The organism is Brevibacterium picturae (assembly GCF_900105045.1).
Classification (GTDB): Bacteria; Actinomycetota; Actinomycetes; order Actinomycetales; family Brevibacteriaceae; genus Brevibacterium; species Brevibacterium picturae.
Window position 1 is genome coordinate 51298 of sequence record NZ_LT629739.1, and the last position, 17090, is coordinate 68387.

At 61.9% G+C, this 17090-nt stretch carries 19 protein-coding genes and 1 tRNA gene; 2 read left to right on the plus strand and 18 right to left on the minus strand.

The features are described 5' to 3' along the window. Positions 1–23: 23 nt before the first annotated feature. From BLT92_RS00235 to BLT92_RS00250, 4 genes are all read right to left on the minus strand, one after another. Positions 24–97 (minus strand) — tRNA-Arg (locus tag BLT92_RS00235). Between the two features lie 146 nt (positions 98–243). Continuing rightward, positions 244–450, minus strand: coding sequence for a hypothetical protein (locus BLT92_RS00240; protein ID WP_092101663.1), 207 nt, complete (start codon positions 448–450; stop codon positions 244–246). 129 nt (positions 451–579) lie between these two features. After that, positions 580–894: a thiamine-binding protein gene (locus BLT92_RS00245; RefSeq protein WP_092101666.1), complete on the minus strand. Its 315-nt coding sequence runs from the start codon at positions 892–894 to the stop codon at positions 580–582. Between the two features lie 23 nt (positions 895–917). Then, positions 918–2108, minus strand: a complete 1191-nt coding sequence (locus BLT92_RS00250; RefSeq protein WP_092101669.1) for an acetyl-CoA C-acetyltransferase — start codon at positions 2106–2108, stop codon at positions 918–920. Positions 2109–2336: 228 nt separating this feature from the next. Between BLT92_RS00250 and BLT92_RS00255 the strand changes: the two genes are divergently transcribed. Both BLT92_RS00255 and nucS read left to right on the plus strand, forming a co-directional pair. Continuing rightward, a complete protein-coding gene (locus BLT92_RS00255; RefSeq protein ID WP_092101673.1) occupies positions 2337–3878 on the plus strand; it encodes a cell division protein in 1542 nt (513 codons plus the stop codon). Between the two features lie 424 nt (positions 3879–4302). Continuing rightward, positions 4303–4998, plus strand: coding sequence for an endonuclease NucS (gene nucS / locus BLT92_RS00265; protein WP_092101676.1), 696 nt, complete (start codon positions 4303–4305; stop codon positions 4996–4998). Between the two features lie 17 nt (positions 4999–5015). Here nucS and murA read toward each other — a convergent pair whose 3' ends face one another. From murA to prmC, 14 genes are all read right to left on the minus strand, one after another. Next, positions 5016–6329, minus strand: a complete 1314-nt coding sequence (gene murA, locus BLT92_RS00270) for a UDP-N-acetylglucosamine 1-carboxyvinyltransferase (protein WP_092101679.1) — start codon at positions 6327–6329, stop codon at positions 5016–5018. Continuing rightward, positions 6329–6796, minus strand: a complete 468-nt coding sequence (locus tag BLT92_RS00275; RefSeq protein WP_092101682.1) for a DUF2550 domain-containing protein — start codon at positions 6794–6796, stop codon at positions 6329–6331. Before BLT92_RS00275 ends, murA begins: the two co-directional genes overlap by 1 nt. Before the next feature lie 22 nt (positions 6797–6818). After that, positions 6819–7079 carry a F0F1 ATP synthase subunit epsilon gene (locus tag BLT92_RS00280; protein ID WP_092101685.1) on the minus strand — a complete coding sequence of 87 codons (261 nt, stop codon included), beginning with the start codon at positions 7077–7079 and terminating at the stop codon, positions 6819–6821. Positions 7080–7082: 3 nt separating this feature from the next. Then, positions 7083–8531: a F0F1 ATP synthase subunit beta gene (atpD, locus tag BLT92_RS00285; RefSeq protein WP_092101688.1), complete on the minus strand. Its 1449-nt coding sequence runs from the start codon at positions 8529–8531 to the stop codon at positions 7083–7085. A gap of 27 nt (positions 8532–8558) precedes the next feature. Beyond that, positions 8559–9491 (minus strand): F0F1 ATP synthase subunit gamma, encoded by a 933-nt coding sequence (locus BLT92_RS00290; RefSeq protein WP_092101691.1) that lies wholly within the window; start codon positions 9489–9491, stop codon positions 8559–8561. Between the two features lie 31 nt (positions 9492–9522). Further along, positions 9523–11157, minus strand: a complete 1635-nt coding sequence (gene atpA, locus BLT92_RS00295; protein WP_092101694.1) for a F0F1 ATP synthase subunit alpha — start codon at positions 11155–11157, stop codon at positions 9523–9525. A gap of 84 nt (positions 11158–11241) precedes the next feature. Next, positions 11242–12048 carry a F0F1 ATP synthase subunit delta gene (locus tag BLT92_RS00300; RefSeq protein WP_092108600.1) on the minus strand — a complete coding sequence of 269 codons (807 nt, stop codon included), beginning with the start codon at positions 12046–12048 and terminating at the stop codon, positions 11242–11244. Further along, positions 12048–12599 (minus strand): F0F1 ATP synthase subunit B, encoded by a 552-nt coding sequence (locus BLT92_RS00305; RefSeq protein WP_092101697.1) that lies wholly within the window; start codon positions 12597–12599, stop codon positions 12048–12050. The genes BLT92_RS00300 and BLT92_RS00305 overlap by 1 nt, the downstream gene beginning before the upstream one ends. Positions 12600–12618: 19 nt before the next feature. Continuing rightward, complete coding sequence (gene atpE, locus BLT92_RS00310; protein ID WP_025776917.1) at positions 12619–12843, minus strand: F0F1 ATP synthase subunit C; 225 nt, start codon at positions 12841–12843, stop codon at positions 12619–12621. 79 nt (positions 12844–12922) lie between these two features. After that, complete coding sequence (gene atpB, locus BLT92_RS00315) at positions 12923–13735, minus strand: F0F1 ATP synthase subunit A (protein ID WP_231938949.1); 813 nt, start codon at positions 13733–13735, stop codon at positions 12923–12925. 206 nt (positions 13736–13941) lie between these two features. Then, positions 13942–14388: a Cg1360 family ATP-synthase-associated protein gene (locus tag BLT92_RS00320; RefSeq protein WP_092101701.1), complete on the minus strand. Its 447-nt coding sequence runs from the start codon at positions 14386–14388 to the stop codon at positions 13942–13944. After that, positions 14385–15494: an MraY family glycosyltransferase gene (locus BLT92_RS00325; protein WP_092101704.1), complete on the minus strand. Its 1110-nt coding sequence runs from the start codon at positions 15492–15494 to the stop codon at positions 14385–14387. The genes BLT92_RS00320 and BLT92_RS00325 overlap by 4 nt, the downstream gene beginning before the upstream one ends. Then, complete coding sequence (locus tag BLT92_RS00330) at positions 15495–16145, minus strand: L-threonylcarbamoyladenylate synthase (RefSeq protein ID WP_092101707.1); 651 nt, start codon at positions 16143–16145, stop codon at positions 15495–15497. Positions 16146–16199: 54 nt separating this feature from the next. Beyond that, the gene (prmC, locus tag BLT92_RS00335) at positions 16200–17087 is read right to left on the minus strand and encodes a peptide chain release factor N(5)-glutamine methyltransferase (RefSeq protein ID WP_092108604.1); all 888 of its coding nucleotides are present in this window, start codon (positions 17085–17087) and stop codon (positions 16200–16202) included. Positions 17088–17090: the final 3 nt, after the last annotated feature.

Consider the following 17090-nt stretch of genomic DNA (forward strand, 5'->3'; position numbering starts at 1 on the left):
TGGGGCCCTCAACCCACGAAAAGTACCCCCGGCGGGGCTCGAACCCGCGACCTACCGCTTAGAAGGCGGTTGCTCTATCCAACTGAGCTACGGAGGCTCAAATATCCTAACCGATGCCCGATCCAGAACAGAAAGCGGCCCTCGTCGGTGTTTCGGAGAATGGTCTCCGAAACACCGACGAGGGCCGTTGCAAAAAGGCAGTCACTCGAACCCCGCCGCATCACGGGGTGATCAGCGCATGAGTCAGTACTGGCGAGCGACACGCTCCAGCGACTTGCGCACGGTCACGAATGCGACCGTCACAAGTCCGATCAGCGCCAGGATGACTGCCACTGCTTCGATGGCGAAGGCGAAGTCGACTATGACCGGAAAGAATCCGGCAGCCATGAAACCAAGCAGGGCAACCATCGTCAGTGCGGTGGCTGTAGTGAAATACGTGGAACCATTCATTGTTCATCTCCTTCTTCCTTATCAAAAGAGTAAACCCGAATGAGACCTGCGTCACCCGAAAATGCCCGTCAATTTCATGAGCGACCAACTTACCGACCGGTACTGTCTCGGTCCTGGCCCGGTCTCGGTTCAGTTCCCACCGCGCGAGTCGATGGCCTGCTCCAGCCGCTCGAGTTTGCCATCGATCTCACCCGTGTACCCAGGACGAATGTCGGCCTTCAGCACCAACGCCACTCGTGGTCCGAACTCACCGACAACCTCGGTGGCGGCTTTGACCACGGCGAACACTTCGTCCCATTCGCCTTCGATCGTGGTGAACATCGAATCGGTTCGGTGCGGCAGCCCGGACCGTCGAACCACCTCGACAGCGGCAGCGACTGCATCGTGGACGGACGCGTCCGCATTGTCACCGCCGCTGGGGGCGATGGAGAATGCAACCAACATTCTGGTCTCCTCTCAGCTTGGTTTCAGTTCTGTCCGGGCACGGACACGATGAGCGAGTCACCCTGACCGCCCCCACCGCAGAGCGCAGCGACACCCGTGCCGCCACCTCGGCGCTGGAGCTCGAGCATCAGAGTCAGCACGATGCGCGCTCCGGATGCTCCGATCGGGTGACCGAGTGCTACCGCGCCGCCATTGACGTTGACCTTGTCAGGGTCAACGCCCAGATCCTTCGAGCTGGCGAGTCCGACTGCCGCGAAGGCTTCGTTGATCTCGTAGAGGTCGAAGGAATCAGCGGCAACTCCTTCCTTCTCAGCAGCCGCCTGGATTGCCTGTGAGGGCTGATGTTGGAGCGAGGAGTCCGGGCCTGCAGTCCACCCGTGCGACCGGATCTCAGCGAGGATCGGCGCGCCGAGGGCCTCGGCCTTCTCACGAGACATGACGACGACGGCGCATGCTCCATCGGAGATCTGCGAGGCGTTGCCGGCCGTGATCGTCCCGTCCTTGCGGAAGGCCGGACGCAGCTTGGCCATCGATTCCGGTGTGGTCTCGGCGCGCACGCCCTCATCAGTGGATACGGTGACGTCACCCTTGCGTCCGGCAATGGTGACGGCTTCGACCTCGTCGCCGAATGCGCCCGATTCCCACGCCTTGGCCGCGCGCTGATGCGATCGGGCGGCGAAGGCGTCCTGGTCCTCACGGGAGAATTCGAAGTCACCGGCGTTGGCTTCCTCGGTCAGACCGCCCATCGCCTGGTCGGTGAAGGCATCCCAGAGACCGTCGTAATCCATATGGTCCTTGACCACGACGTCACCGTACTTATAGCCCGAACGCGACTTCTCCAGCAGGTGGGGAGCCAGACTCATCGACTCCTGCCCTCCGGCGACCACAACGTCGTATTCCCCGGCCCGGACCAGCTGGGCAGCCTGTGTGATGGCGTTGATGCCTGACAGACAGAGTTTGTTCACGGTGACACCGGGCACTCGCATCGGGATGCCGGCTTCGACAGCGGCCTGCCTCGCCGGTCCCTGACCGAGCCCGGCCTGCAGAACCTGGCCCATGATGACGTACTCGACCTCCTCGCCCGTAATGCCCGCACGGCCGAGTGCGCCGGCAATCGCCTTGCCGCCCAGCTGCACAGCTGTCAGAGAGGACAGTCCTCCCTGCAGACGCCCGAACGGAGTGCGCGCACCCGCGACGATCACTGCTTCAGCCATATTTCCTCCTCAGGTATTCGAACCCCGTTCACGCACGGGGAAGTCGATAGAATGCTGTCTGCTCCAAGGGTAGTCCAGCTGTCTGTGGCCTCGGTCACGGGGTCAATGTCACATGCTGGGAGAACGGGTCCGGACTTGAGAATTCGCACCCAACACTCATGGTGCGTCCGTTACAGTAGGGGGTGGACGATTTGACCACATCCCTTGACACGACAGGAGTCCACTTCAGTGACGCCCACCGAAGAATTCCGCACAGCGATGCGCGGCTATGAAAAAAGTGAAGTTGATTCTCGCCTACAGCAGCTGCGCACCGAGGTCGAGTCCGTCCGAAAGGCCCTCTCCGATGCGCGTAGTCAGGTCATCAATGCCGATCGTGCGAAGCTTCAGATCGCCGGTGAACTCTCTGAGTCCAAAGCCCAGCTGAAGAAGGCCGCCAATGACAGCGCCGAGGCGGCAGGCCCTCCCGGAAGCCGCATCGATCATCTGCTCAAAATCGCAGAGTCACAGGCACGTGAGACCCTCTCGCAGGCGAATTCCGATGCCGAAACAATCCGCAACAAGGCGCGGGCCGAAGCGGCGTCTGCCCGCGCCCGCATGCACACGGAGAGCAACGACACTCTGTCCAACGCCCGTTCAGAGGCCGATGCGATCATCAGTTCGGCCGAGATGCGCGCAGACGAGACCGTGAAGGCCGCTGAGAAGCGTGCCGCCGAGCTCAAGGCCACTGCGGAGCGTGAGTACAACCAAGCCAAGGAAGCCAACGAAGCTGCCACGAAGGAGGCCCGCGAGAGCCTCGAACACGAGCTCGCAGCACTCAAGGCCACCTCGGAGAAGCAGGCTGCCGACGTTCGGGCCGAAGCCAAGACCCAGGCCGATGAGTCGATCAGCGCCGCTCAGGCGCAGGCCGATGAGCTGCTCGCCACGGCCAAGGCTCGTGATGAGGCGTCGACGAAGGCTGCCGACGAACTCGATGTCGAACTGGCCGGAAAGCGCCAGACGGCCGAAGCCGATCGCAAGAAGGCCTACGAGACGGCCCAGGTTGAGAACAAGAAGGTCATCGACGAGGCTCAGGCACGTGCGGCGAAGGCGGACACAGAAGCCAAGGAAGCAGCTGAGAGGGCCGAGACGACACGCTCGGACGCGGTGAAGAAGGCCGACGAGATCATTGCCGACGGCAAGACTCGCGCACAGTCCCTCATCAGCGAAGCCCGAGCGACGGCCGAGGCCACGATCGAGGAGTCGGCTGCCGAAGCCAAGCGGAACGTGGCATCGGCTCAGTCACAGGTCGACCTGTTGACCAAGCAGCGCAAGACGATCACGGCCCAGCTCGATCAGCTCCGTTCGCTGTTTGCCATGCCCGGTGTGATGGGCGGCGATTCCGTCGACCCGGACAAGGCCGAATCCGCATCCCACGCCACCGAACAGATCGCCGATGAGCAGGAGCTCACCGATCTTCTGGCAGAAGACCCCGAAGAGGCAGACGACGCTGAAGACGTCGCTGGCGACAATGCGGACGGCGGATCGACCAAGGCGAAGGCCGACGCTTCCGAGGAATCGGGCGCTCCGGCGGCTTCGGACAAGGACGCTGCCGCCGAGGCAACGCAGTCTGAGACCGACGAAGCCGTCTCAGCAGACGACAAGGACGAATCGGAGGAATCGGACCTGCCCAATGGAGCCACTGATGCCGACACGATAGCCATCGACGCTCAGGTGTCAGGAGCGAAGAACCAGAGTTCCAAGGCCACTCCGTCGAAGAACTCGCTGCGCTGAGGACTGCAGTCTTCACCAGCTCGCGCTATCGAGATGGGGCCAGTTCGCATTGAACTGGCCCCTTCTTGTGTCCCGATCTCACATGTGTCGATGCGAGTCACCGGAACCGCTGAAAACATCTCGTATGCCAGTGTCGGCGAGATTCCACCCCGACCTCCGTGCCATGATCGGCCGCCTGCCGCCAGGCGACGATGTGCGGCGTCGACGATGCCACGTTCTGTCCGCATCCGGGACAGACATAGACCTTGCCATGCGAATTGCCGGCGACATTCTGCACCGACCACGTCCCGTCGGGAAGATTTCGGCTTCTGCGCAGCCCATTGACGGAGTCGGAGAGCTCACGTGGGGCCTGCTGCCATTTGTTTTTGCGACGCGAGGAGGTAGATCGTGGCATCTGCCCATTCTCTCACGTAGGGTAAAGCGCGTGCGTCTCGTCATTGCTGAATGCTCCGTTGATTATGCTGGTCGTCTGACCGCCCATCTGCCCATGGCCACCCGTCTCATCATGCTCAAGGCCGACGGCTCGATCCTCATCCATTCGGATGGCGGGTCGTATAAGCCCTTGAACTGGATGACTCCCCCGTGCTCGATCAAGGTCACCGATCCGAGCCAGGAGCAGACTGCGGCCGGTCTGACCGAGATATGGACGGTGTCGCAGACCAAGACCGGTGACAAGCTCGTCATCTCGATCGCCGAGGTGATCGCTGATGACCAGCATGAGTTTGGGATCGATCCCGGACTGGTTAAGGACGGCGTGGAGGCTCACCTGCAGGAGCTGCTGGCCGAGCACATCGAAACCCTTGGAGACGGCTACAGCCTCGTCCGACGTGAATACATGACCGCCATCGGTCCCGTCGACATCCTCGCCCGGGACCACGGGCACACCTCCGTTGCCGTTGAGATCAAACGACGCGGCGACATCGACGGGGTGGAACAGCTGACCAGGTATCTGGAACTGATGAACCGCGACCCTCTGCTCACGCCCGTGCGGGGAGTGTTCGCCGCTCAGGAGATCAAACCGCAGGCCCGAACCTTGGCCGAAGACCGTGGTATCCGCTGTGTCGTCTTAGACTATGACGCGTTGCGGGGTATGGACGACCCTGACTCCCGGCTGTTCTGAGTCCGGCTCGAAACGCCCTATTCGAAGCTGAGGATGTCTGCCTTCTCAACACGTTCGATATTGGCGCCGAGACTGCGCAGATTCGTCACGAAATTCTCGTAGCCGCGCTCGATGTGGTCGACACCGGAGACTTCTGTGACCCCGGCCGCTCGCAGGCCCGCCATCACGAGTCCGGCACCGGCGCGGATATCGGAGGCTTCCACCTCGGCGCCGGAGAGACTGTCGCTGCCGGTGATCAGAGCATGGTTGCCGTCGACTCGCACCTTCGCACCCAGCCGGGCGATCTCCTGGACGAATCGCCAGCGGGCTTCGAACAGGTTCTCCGACAGCAGACCGACTCCGTCAGAGACCGAGTTCAAGGCGATGACGAACGGCTGCAGATCCGTGGGGAAGCCGGGAAACGGCATCGTCGCGACACGAATCGCGTGCGGCCGTTCTGCACCGATGACACGGAAGCCTCCCCCGCGCGTGCCGTCGCCCAGCTCGATCTCGCCGAGGTCGTCGACCGTGGCACCGGAGTCGCGCAGCTTGATCGCAATGTTGGGCAGCAGCTCCAGGCCGACGCCTTTGACTCTCACATCGCCACCGGAGAGTGCGGCGCCGAAGGCATAGGTTCCTGCCACGATCCGGTCCCCCACCGTACGATGGTCGACGGGACGGAGCTCCTCGACCCCGGTGATCGTGATGTCGGCCGTGCCGATTCCACTGATCTGGGCACCCATGTTCACGAGCATTGTGCAGATATCGACGATTTCCGGCTCCTTGGCCGCATTCGAAATCGTCGTCACGCCGTGGGCGAGCGTTGCCGCCATGACGAGATTCTCCGTCGCGCCGACGGAAGGAAATTCGAGAACGATCTCGGTCCCACGAAGCCCGCCGGGTGCTTCGGCGACGAAGTAGCCGTGGTCGAGATGCACCGTTGCACCGAGGGATTCGAGGCCCGCCTGATGCATATCGAGGCCGCGGGAGCCGATTGCGTCGCCTCCGGGCAGTGCGACGTGCGCCGAACGCATCCGTGCGGTCAGGGGGCCGAGGACCGAGATGGATGCCCGCATTGCGCGCACCAGTTCATAGTCGGCCTGGATGCCGACTTCAGCGGGAACGTCGATGCTGACGGTGCCGCGGTCGGCATCGTAGTCGACGCCGCAGCCCAGCCGCATGAGCAGCTGAGTCATGATTCGCACGTCAAGGATCGCGGGCACGTTGGTGATCGTTGTCCGGCCAACGGCCAGCAGGCTGGCTGCCATGAGTTTGAGGACGCTGTTCTTCGCTCCCCTGATGTCGACTTCGCCCAGCAGCCGACTCGGACCGGTCAAGCGAAAGACATCCATCAGGTGAACCTTCCCATCGTCGGGTTGAATCCAGGCGGCGATGATTCCAACCAGGAGGCCATTGTCGACAGTGACTCGGTGTCCATGGCCAGTGATACGGAACGGGGGCGGCCGTCGGCCTTCCCGTAGGAGCAGTCCACCACCACTGCGTCAGGCAGCACGGAGTACTGTTCCCCGGACGTGGGTTTGCGGCGGACGAGAATATCGAGATCGGCGCGCGGCAGACGAACTGCGGCACGCCGAGTCAGGGCGAAGACGGGGTACCAGTCCAGAGATGCCACTGAGAACACTGCTACACCCAAACGCCAACGTGGGCGAGAAGCGGATTCCTCGCCCACGTTGATGGAGCAGTCAAAAGCACCGGACAGCTTCGAAATCGACCTGCGTCGAATCGTCACCACAACGATCAGCGCAAGGGCGAGTCCCACTAACGAGAGCAGAACGATCAGCAGGACGGAAGGGTTCACGGTTGCCAGTGTAATTGACGGATCAGAGAAGTTCGGCCTGATCAGCGGCGATGATGACGCGATTATTCTCGACTGAGAGGAATCCGCCATCGGCCTGGACCCGGATGGTCTCCTCATTGCTCGTGAGAATACGTGCTTCACCATCGGCTACAACACCCAGGACAGGCTCGTGGCCTGGGAGTATGCCGATCTCACCGTCCGAGGTACGGGCGATGACGCGCTTGGCCTCACCGACCCATACCTGCCGGTCGGCTGCTACGACGTTCACATCGAGGACAGCCATGGTTTACTTCTGCATCTCTTCGTAGTTGCGCATGACGTCGTCAAGCCCACCCACGTTGTAGAAAGCCTGTTCCGGAATGTGATCGACCTCGCCCGAGCAGAGCTTCGAGAACCCTTCGATGGTGTCGGCCAGCGGAACGGTCGAGCCGGGCACCTGGGTGAACTTCTCAGCGGTGTAGGTGTTCTGTGACAGGAACTGCTCGATGCGACGGGCACGGTGCACGACGAGCTTGTCCTCTTCACCGAGTTCATCGACGCCGAGGATGGCGATGATGTCCTGCAGCTCCTTGTTCTTCTGCAGAATCGCCTTGACCTCATTGGCCACGCGGTAGTGCTCGTCACCGACGATCAGCGGATCGAGGATGCGCGAGGTCGAGGTCAACGGGTCGATGGCCGGGTAGAGACCACGCGAAGCGATGTCACGGTTGAGCTCGGTCGTCGCGTCCAGGTGAGCGAACGTCGTGGCGGGTGCCGGGTCGGTGTAGTCATCGGCGGGAACGTAGATCGCCTGCATCGACGTGATCGAGTGACCACGCGTCGAGGTGATGCGCTCCTGCAGAAGTCCCATCTCGTCAGCCAGGTTGGGCTGGTAGCCCACGGCCGATGGCATGCGGCCCAGCAGGGTCGAGACCTCGGAGCCGGCCTGCGTGAAACGGAAGATGTTGTCGATGAACAGCAGCACGTCCTGGTTCTGGACATCGCGGAAGTACTCCGCCATGGTCAGTGCCGACAGCGCGACGCGCAGACGGGTGCCTGGCGGCTCGTCCATCTGGCCGAAGACCAGGGCGGTGTCCTTGAACACGCCGGCTTCGTCCATCTCCATGATGAGGTCGTTGCCCTCACGGGTGCGCTCACCCACACCGGCGAACACCGAGGTGCCGCTGTGGTTGTGCGCGATGCGGAAGATCATCTCCTGGATGAGGACGGTCTTGCCGACGCCCGCACCACCGAAGAGGCCGATCTTTCCACCCTGGACATACGGGGTGAGGAGGTCGATGCTCTTGATCCCGACCTCGAGCATCTCGGTCTTCGACTCGAGTTCGTCGAAGGCGGGCGCGGGGCGGTGGATCGGCCAGCGCTCACCGATCTCGAGCTGTTCGCCGTCCTCGAGGTTGAGGCAGTCGCCGGTGACGTTCCACACATGGTTCTTGGTCACGTCGCCGACCGGAACGGTGATCGGAGCGCCGGAGTCGACGACCTCCTGGCCGCGGACCAGTCCATCGGTGGGCTGCAGGGACACGGCACGCACGATGCCGTTGCCCAGGTGCAGTGCAGTCTCGAAGGTGAGCTTGCGCGTACCTTCGGAGAGTTCCACCGACGTGGACAGGGAGTTGTAGATCGCTGGCACGGAGTCGAGCGGAAACTCGATGTCGACAACCGGGCCAATGACTCGGGAAATCCGGCCGAGGGCTGTGCCCTGCGCCGGGGAGGTATCCGTAGCTGTGGCAGTCATGGTCTCTTTCTTCTCTGCTCTCGCCGGTCAGTCGCCGGCTGATGATGCCGCGAGGGCATCGGCCCCACCGACGATCTCGGTGAGTTCCTGGGTGATTTCCGCCTGGCGAGCCGTGTTGGCCAACCGGGTATAGGTCTTGATGAGATCATCCGCATTTTCGGTCGCGGTGTGCATCGCAGCCTGACGCGAAGCCTGTTCGGATGCCGAAGCGCTCAACAGCGCGGACAGGATCCGCGAGTCGATGTAGCGCGGCAGCAATGAGTCCAAGACGGCCTCGGCACTGGGTTCGAACTCGTAGAGAGGGAACGCCGCCGAGTCCTTCGCCGATTCGGACGCCCCGCCGGAGGCGATTTCGTCCGCGTCAACGACCTCCAGCGGAAGCAATCGCCGGTATTCCGGATCGTGCTTGACGCTGGAGACGAACTTCGTGAACACAATGTAGATCTCATCCACACCGTTCTCCGCGGATTCGGCATTGAAGCTCTGCAAGAGGGCCTCGCCGATCTCCCGAGCGTTCTCAGGAGTCGGCATCTCGGAGATGCCGGTCCAGGACTGTTCGATCTCACGGTCCCGGAAGGTGTAGTAGTTCTCAGCCTTACCGCCGACGGTGAAGAGCGCAACGTCCTTGCCCTCGCTGCGCAGTAGCCGATTGAGTTCCTCGGCTTCGCGCAGCAGGTTCGCCGAGTAGGCACCGGCGAATCCACGGTCCGGGCCGACCACCAGCACTGCTGCACGGGTGACAGACTCAGGCTCGGTCGTCAACACGTGGTCGACGTTGGACTCACTTGCCACCGCCGAGACCGCACGGGTCAGAGCGTTGGCGTAAGGGCTGGCAGACTGCGAACGTACAATGGCCTTCTGAATCCGTGAAGCAGCGATGAGCTCCATGGCCTTGAAGATCTTCCTCAAGGACGAAGTGGAGCGGATCTTCTGCTTGAAGACCCTCTGCTGGGCTCCCATCAGTTCTTCCTTTCGCTGTTACGGATCAGATTCAACGCTTCTGCCGAACGATCTGCTCCTGCTCGACCTCATCGGAGGAGGCGGTGGCAGTGTCTTCGCTGCCGGCATTGGATCCGCTGGAGTCAGAGCTGACGAAGTTCCTGGCGAACTCGGCCACGGCGCTGTCCAGCTCTGCCGAGGTGTCATCGTCGAGCTTGAGCGTCTCACGAATTGTCGTGAAGACGCCGGTCTTGCGCTCGATGTGATCATGGAGCTCGGTTTCGAACTTGAGCACGTCGGAAACGGGAATCTCATCCAGATAGCCATGAGTACCGGCGAAGATCGACACGGTCTGCTTCTCGAAGGGCATCGGTGTGAACTGAGACTGCTTGAGCAGCTCGGTCAGGCGTGCACCACGAGCGAGGTCGCGCTTGGTCGTTTCGTCGAGGTCGGAGGCGAACATCGCGAACGCCTCGAGAGAACGATACTGGGCCAGAGAGATCTTCAAGGTGCCGGAGACACTCTTGAGTGCCTTCGTCTGTGCAGCACCGCCGACTCGGGACACGGACACACCGACGTCGACAGCTGGACGCTGGCCTGCGTTGAAGAGGTCCGACTGCAGGAATATCTGACCGTCGGTGATCGAGATCACGTTGGTCGGAATGAACGCACCGACGTCGTTCGCCTTGGTCTCGATGATCGGCAATCCGGTCATCGAACCGCCGCCGAACTCATCGGAGAGCTTCGCGCAACGCTCCAGCAGGCGCGAGTGCAGGTAGAAGACGTCACCAGGGAAGGCCTCACGGCCCGGCGGACGACGCAGCAGAAGGGAGACTGCACGGTATGCCTCTGCCTGCTTCGAGAGATCATCGAACACGATGAGGACGTGCTTGCCGTCGTACATCCAGTGCTGGCCGATTGCCGAACCTGAGTACGGGGCGAGGTATTTGAAGCCTGCAGGGTCAGAAGCGGGAGAGGACACGATCGTGGTGTATTCCAGCGCGCCCGCTTCTTCGAGCGAACGGCGGACACCGGCGATGGTCGAACCCTTCTGGCCGACGGCGACGTAGATGCAGCGCACCTGCTGCTTCGGATCGCCCGTCTCCCAGTTGGCCTTCTGGTTGATGATCGTGTCGATCGCCAGAGCGGTCTTACCCGTCTTGCGGTCGCCGATGACGAGCTGACGCTGACCACGGCCAACCGGGATCATCGCGTCGATGCTCTTGTAGCCGGTCTGAAGAGGCTCGCGCACCTCCTGGCGATCCATCACACCTGCGGCCTGGAGCTCGAGCTCGCGCTGACCGACGGTCTCGATATCGCCGAGGCCGTCGACCGGCTGACCCAGAGGATCGACCACGCGACCGAGGTATCCGTCACCGACGGGAATGGAGAGAACCTCACCGGTCCGGTAGACGTTCTGCTCCTCCGCGATCCCGGAGAACTCTCCGAGGACGACAACGCCGATCTCGCGCTCGTCCAGGTTCTGTGCCAAGCCCAAAGTGCCGTCTTCGAACCGGAGGAGTTCGTTGGCCATGGTGCCGGGCAGACCCGAAACGTGGGCAATTCCGTCACCAGCGGTGACGACCTTGCCGACTTCGGACTTTACCGAGCTCTCGGGGTTGTACGAGTCAACGAACTTCCCAAGAGCGTCCCGGATTTCCTCCGGGCGAATTGTCAGTTCCGCCATCTGGTTTCCCTGCTTCCTTTACTCAAAACTTGTGTCCGACGACCGGTGGGCCGCCTGTGCTGCCGGACTGGCCGGCCCCTCGATTTACTTAGCGAGCTTACGCTGCACTTCGGCCAGACGATCAGCCACTGTGGAGCTCATCATCTCGTCGCCGACCTGGACCCGGACTCCCCCGACAACTGCGGGATCGACTTGCACGTTGAGGACGAGCTCACGTCCGTAGCTGGCAGCCAGAGCGGCGCCGAGCTTCTGGGTCTGGGCTTCGCTCAGCGGCTTGGCGACGGTCACATCGGCAACGGAACGCTGCTGTCGTGCGGCGAGGATATCGCTGTACTGATCCAGAGCCACCGCCACGTGGAGTCCACGCGGGTAGAGCGCCGCCTGCTCGATCAGCGTGATGGTGTCGGCCTGAGCCTTACCTGCCAGCAAGTCTGCGATGAGCGCACGTTTCGTCTCTGCCGACGCATCGGAATCCAAGGCGCGCGACAGCTCATGCTCGCTTTCGCACAGACGGGCGAAGCGGAAGACCTCTTCTTCCACCTGTCCGAGTTGACCATTCGCCTGAGCAGCGGCAGCAATTGCTGTCACTCCCACAACTTCAAGGCTGGTCACCAAGTCCTGAGTTCTGGCCCAACGCTGGCTCACGGCCAGTTCACTCAGACGCAGAACAGTTTCGGTGGTCCGAGTCGAGAACAGAGTCCGCAGCAGCTGCTGCTTCTTCTCGGCTGACTCGGACGAGTCGGCCAAGGCCTTACGCAGCGTCACGTTCTCGGCGAGAACCGCAACGATTGCAAGCTCGCCCGTACCGATTTCTCGCGCGTCGCCACGGGAGATCTCAACATTGGCGGCTTCAAGTACGGCCTGCAGGGACAATCTGCTCGACTGGAGCATCACGCCCCCTTGACCGGCTGTGCCGAAGACTGTGACTCGAGATCGGAGATGAAACGGTCGACCACGTTGGCAGAACGCTGATCATCGGTGAGAGATTCGCCGACGATGCGCGATGCCAAATCAGTGGCGAGCGTTCCGACTTCCGAGCGCAGCGACACCATGGCGGACTGACGCTCGGCTTCGATCTGGGTCTGAGCCTGAGCCACGATGCGCTCGGACTCGGAATGAGCCTGTGTCTTCATATTGGCGATGATCTGGGCGCCTTCTTCCTGAGCCTCGGCGCGCAGTCGTGCAGCTTCTGCACGACCGTCGGCGAGCTGCTTCTGATACTCAGCCAGAGCCTGATCGGCTTCGGCCTGCACCTTCTCGGCCTTCTCAATTCCACCCTGAATGCGCTGGGCGCGCTCGTCAAGGGTCTTGTTGAAGGCCGGGAGGACGTACTTCCAGACAACCAGGAAGACGATCAGCAGACAGATGGCACTCCAGATGATGTCGTACCAGGCCGGGAGAAGCGGGTTCTCAGCCGAGGCAAGAATGTGTACCGGAGTCATCGATTAGTCCTCTTCGTGATCAGGGCAGGAAGAACGGGGTGGCGATGCCGATCAGGGCCAGGGCCTCGATCAGCGCGATGCCGAGGAACATGTTTCCGCGCAGTGCGCCGGCCATTTCAGGCTGACGTGCGGTTCCCTCGATGGTCTTGCCGATGACGATACCGACACCGACACCGGGGCCGATAGCGGCGAGGCCGTATCCGATAGTGCTGACACTGCCGGAGACTTCAGCGAGCATATCCATTGAATGCTTTTCCTTTCATAAAGAAGCCGGGTGGTTGGCCCGACCGTGCAACTCGTGAGTTACGGTTCTGGGTGTTAAATCAGTGGTCGTCTGAGATGGCGGCGTTGATGTAAACGCAGGACAGCAACGCGAAGATGTAAGCCTGAAGGACGACGATCAGCATCTCGAGGATGAAGACGAAGAATCCGCCGGCGAAGGTGATGATCGAAAAGAACTGGAATCCGTTCGCAGCGTCGATGAGGAAGAAGCTGGTTGCGGAGAAGCAGAGTACAAGGAGGAGGTGGCCGACCATCATGTTCGCGAAGAGTCGGATCGCCAGTGTGAACGGCTGTGTGACGAACTTCGTGATGAACTCGATCGGGATGAGCAGAATGTGCATCGGCCATGGGACACCGGGCAGGATGAGCGAATCCTTGAGGTATCCGCCGAGTCCCTTCTCAGCGATGCCGGCCCAGTGGTAAGTGACGTAGACCGTCAGCGTTAGGACGATCGGGAGCCCGATGACGCCGGTGCCCGGCATATTGAGGAAGGGGATGAGCTTCGTGACGTTCCAGAACAGAATGCCGAAGAAGATCGCAACGATCAGCGGCATGAACTTCTTCGCCTTTTCCTTGCCCATGGTGTCCTCGGCAATGCCGACGGTGACGAATTCCATGGCCAGCTCCATGCTGGATTGGAAGCGACTGGGAACGAGTTTCATCCTCTTCGCCCAGACTGCGAGCAGAACGACGACTGCCACGGTAGCAATGACGCGAATGAGCATCACCCGGTTCATTTCAAAGGGAGTACCTTCGAAGAGGAACGCGGCGGGGAAGAACTCCGCCATGGACGGGGCGTGATAACCACCTTCAGCGGCTTGGATCATTGCGTTCGCAGCGTTGAGTGTTCCCACGTTTCCTTAACTCTCCCATGGTCAAAAGCCTTGATGGCCTGGCCTTATCCACGCATGACCTGCGTGGCATTAGGTTCAGGAGCGACATGGAGCGACAAATGGCTCCAGCACCGCAACAACTCTACCAATTGTAGAGAGCTGCCGGCAAATTCATCACCTTTGACTGTACATCTTTTGGCAGCGGTTTTCGTGCTGGTCGCGCACGTCTATTTCGCCTCGGGATCGACGTAGGGCACGCGCCCCTTGACCACGGTCAGGGCTTCAACCAGCGAGGATCCGATCACAGCGGCGACAATCGTGAAGAATGCCACAGTTCCGTCCAGCCAGGTTGCGTCTTTGAGGCGCCAGATGACGATCATGAAGACGAAGGCTTTGAAGAGAAAGCCCATGCCCAAGAATCCGGCGATCGCTGTCAGCCCCATGTTGCGGCCCGCATACATGATAACCAGAGTGATGATGATGAAGACCGCGGCCAGTCCCCCGCCCACGGCACCGCCGTTGAGGCCCTGCGTTCCGGCGGCCAGGTAGCCTATGCCCATTCCGAGCACAGCGACCGCGACGACCAGAATGATGCCGCGGACAAGCATGGTCTTCCAGACTCTGGTCCACGCTGCCTGAACGTAGGTTTCCTGACGGGCAGACTCGTCGGTCATGAGATTTCCTCTCTGGCTTTCTGTCGGACCCGAAGTGGGTAGAAGGTGAAGATCAGGGTGATGGCGAACAGCCCGCCGACGATGCAGACCACGTAGATCCAGGGCATCAGCAGCAGCATGACGGACCCGAACGCGATGAGCGCGGTCCACGTGTAGAGGATGAGCACCGCCCGTGCATGCGAATGTCCCAGGCTGAGCATTCGGTGGTGGAGATGTTTCGCGTCTGCGGAGAACGGAGATTGACCGGCCATGAGCCGGCGGACGACTGCCAGTCCCAGATCGAGCAGCGGTAGGAACATCACCGCGATCGGCAGAATGATGGGCAGGAAGGTCGCGAATGCTCGTTCTTCGCCGATCAGCGCTGGGTCGACCTGTCCGGTCACGCGGATCGTGGAAGCGGCGAGCAGCAGGCCGATCAGCATCGAGCCGGAGTCGCCCATGAAGATCCGTGCCGGGTTGAAATTGTGCGGCAGGAATCCGACGCAGGCACCGACGAGAATCGCGGTGATCAGCGACGCGAGGTTCGCATACGAATCGGGTGAGGCATCGCGGGCCAACCCGTATGAGTAGATGAAGAACGCACTGCCGCCGATCGCGACCACTCCAGCCGCCAGTCCGTCGAGACCGTCGACGAAGTTCACGGCGTTGATCGTCACCAGGACCACCAGAATGGTGATGATGATCGACATCCTCGGCGACCCGATGATGACTCCGCCGAATGGGATCGACAGCAGGGCCACACCGTTGATCGCCATGAAGCCGGCAGCCAGCGCCTGCCCGGCGAGCTTGGTGATCCAGTGGAGGTCCCAGATGTCGTCGATGATGCCGAGTACGCACAGTACGGTGGCGGCGCCGGCGATGCCGATGATGGGGGCCGTATCGACGAAGATCCTCTGCAGGAACGGCGTCTGTGAGGCAAAGGCGAGGGCGACGATCACCGCGCCGAACATGGCGACTCCGCCCAACCTCGGCGTCGGAACGGAATGGACATCCCGTTCGCGCAGGGGCGAGAAGATGAGGCCGCGTTCGGCCACCCGCTTGACCATCGGGGTCAACAGGTAGGCCACGAGGGCCGATATGATGAGGATGAAGAGGTAGGCGCGCACTCAGCCGTCCAGGTCGAGGATGTCTGGGACGGTCTCGCGCAGTTCGGCCACCGTTACCGGCCCCTCGCGCACGATTCGCGGGACGTCCCCGGTGAGGTCGATGATCGTCGAGGATGATCCCGACGTCCGCGCTCCCCCGTCGACGTAGATGTCGACGTCATCGCCCAACATCTCCATTGCCTCGTCCGCCGAGGTGGCCGCGGGCTGTCCGGATATGTTGGCACTCGATACGGCCAGTGGGCCGGTTCGGCCCAGCAGTGCGAGAGCGTATTCGTCATCGGGCATGCGCACCGCGACTGTGCCGTGAGTGTCACCGAGGTCCCAGTCCAAGGACGGCTGAGCATTCGCGATGATCGTCAACGGTCCGGGCCAGAAGCGGGCGGTCAGCGCCAGCATCGTCTCATTGACCCCGTCGACGAGGCCGAACACGGTTTCCGCACGCGGCACGAGGACAGGCGGCGGCATGTCGCGTCCACGTCCCTTCGCTGCGAGAAGAGCGGATACCGCGGAGGCGCTGAACGCGTCTGCGGCGATCCCGTACACGGTGTCTGTGGGTATGACGAGCAGATTGCCCGTCTCACTGACCCTGGCGCATTCGTCAAGGACAAGATCACGGATGTCGCTTTGGGTGACGTCGAATCGTCTCGACACGAATTCTCCGTTTCGAATCGTGGTTGTCAGTGGCCGGAACCGGGCTGTCCATGGTCACGGGTCGACCTCGCCGACACGATGAGCCACCGTGTAGCGGTCGCGTCCAGTGTAGTCCGGGTAGGTGCCGGGGTGTCTGAGACTGGCCGTCGACATGATGAGTTCACAGGCTGCGCGGCCCTGTTCCTCGGAATGTTCCATGATGAAAAACCCGCCGGGACGCAGCAGCTTCTCGGCCTGCAGCATGATGAGTGCCGGGACCTCAAGGCCGGTCGAACCTCCGTAGAGTGCGGCCGACGGATCGTGTTCGCGCACCTCGGGGTCGCGGGGAACAGCCTCATCGGGGACGTAGGGAGGGTTGGTCACGACGACATCGGCGCTGCCCCACAGCTCGGGACTGTCATCGGCGAATGTCGTCGCGTCGCCGGAGATCAGATCGACGACGGAGCCGGAGAGGTTCACCGCCGCTAGGTTCTTCAGCGACCAGTCGAGGGCCTCGGTTTCACGCTCGACGCCGATGATGCGAAGTTGCGGATATTCGGTGGCCAGGGACAACGTGATCGCGCCCGAACCCGAGCACAGATCGATGACGAAGGGCACGTGTGTGTTCTGCTGCCGCTCCAGCTCTTCGAGGATCTCTGTGACAAGCAGTTCGGTCTCGGGCCGTGGAACGAAGACACCGGGCCCGACCTGCAGTTCGAGGTGGCGGAAGGGCGCCGAACCGATGAGGTGCTGGAGGGGAACGCGCAGACGTCTCCGCTCGATCAGCTCAGCGAAGACCTCCGTGATCTCCGTGGGAACGGTGTCACCGAAGAGTCGTCGGCGTGCCAGCACGGAGGCATCGATACCCCACGCGTGGGCGAGCAGTGCGGTGGAGTCGGGGTCGGGATTGGGCACGTGCGAGTCGGCCAGCAGTCGTGCCGCTCCGCGCAGAACCGTCGACACGTC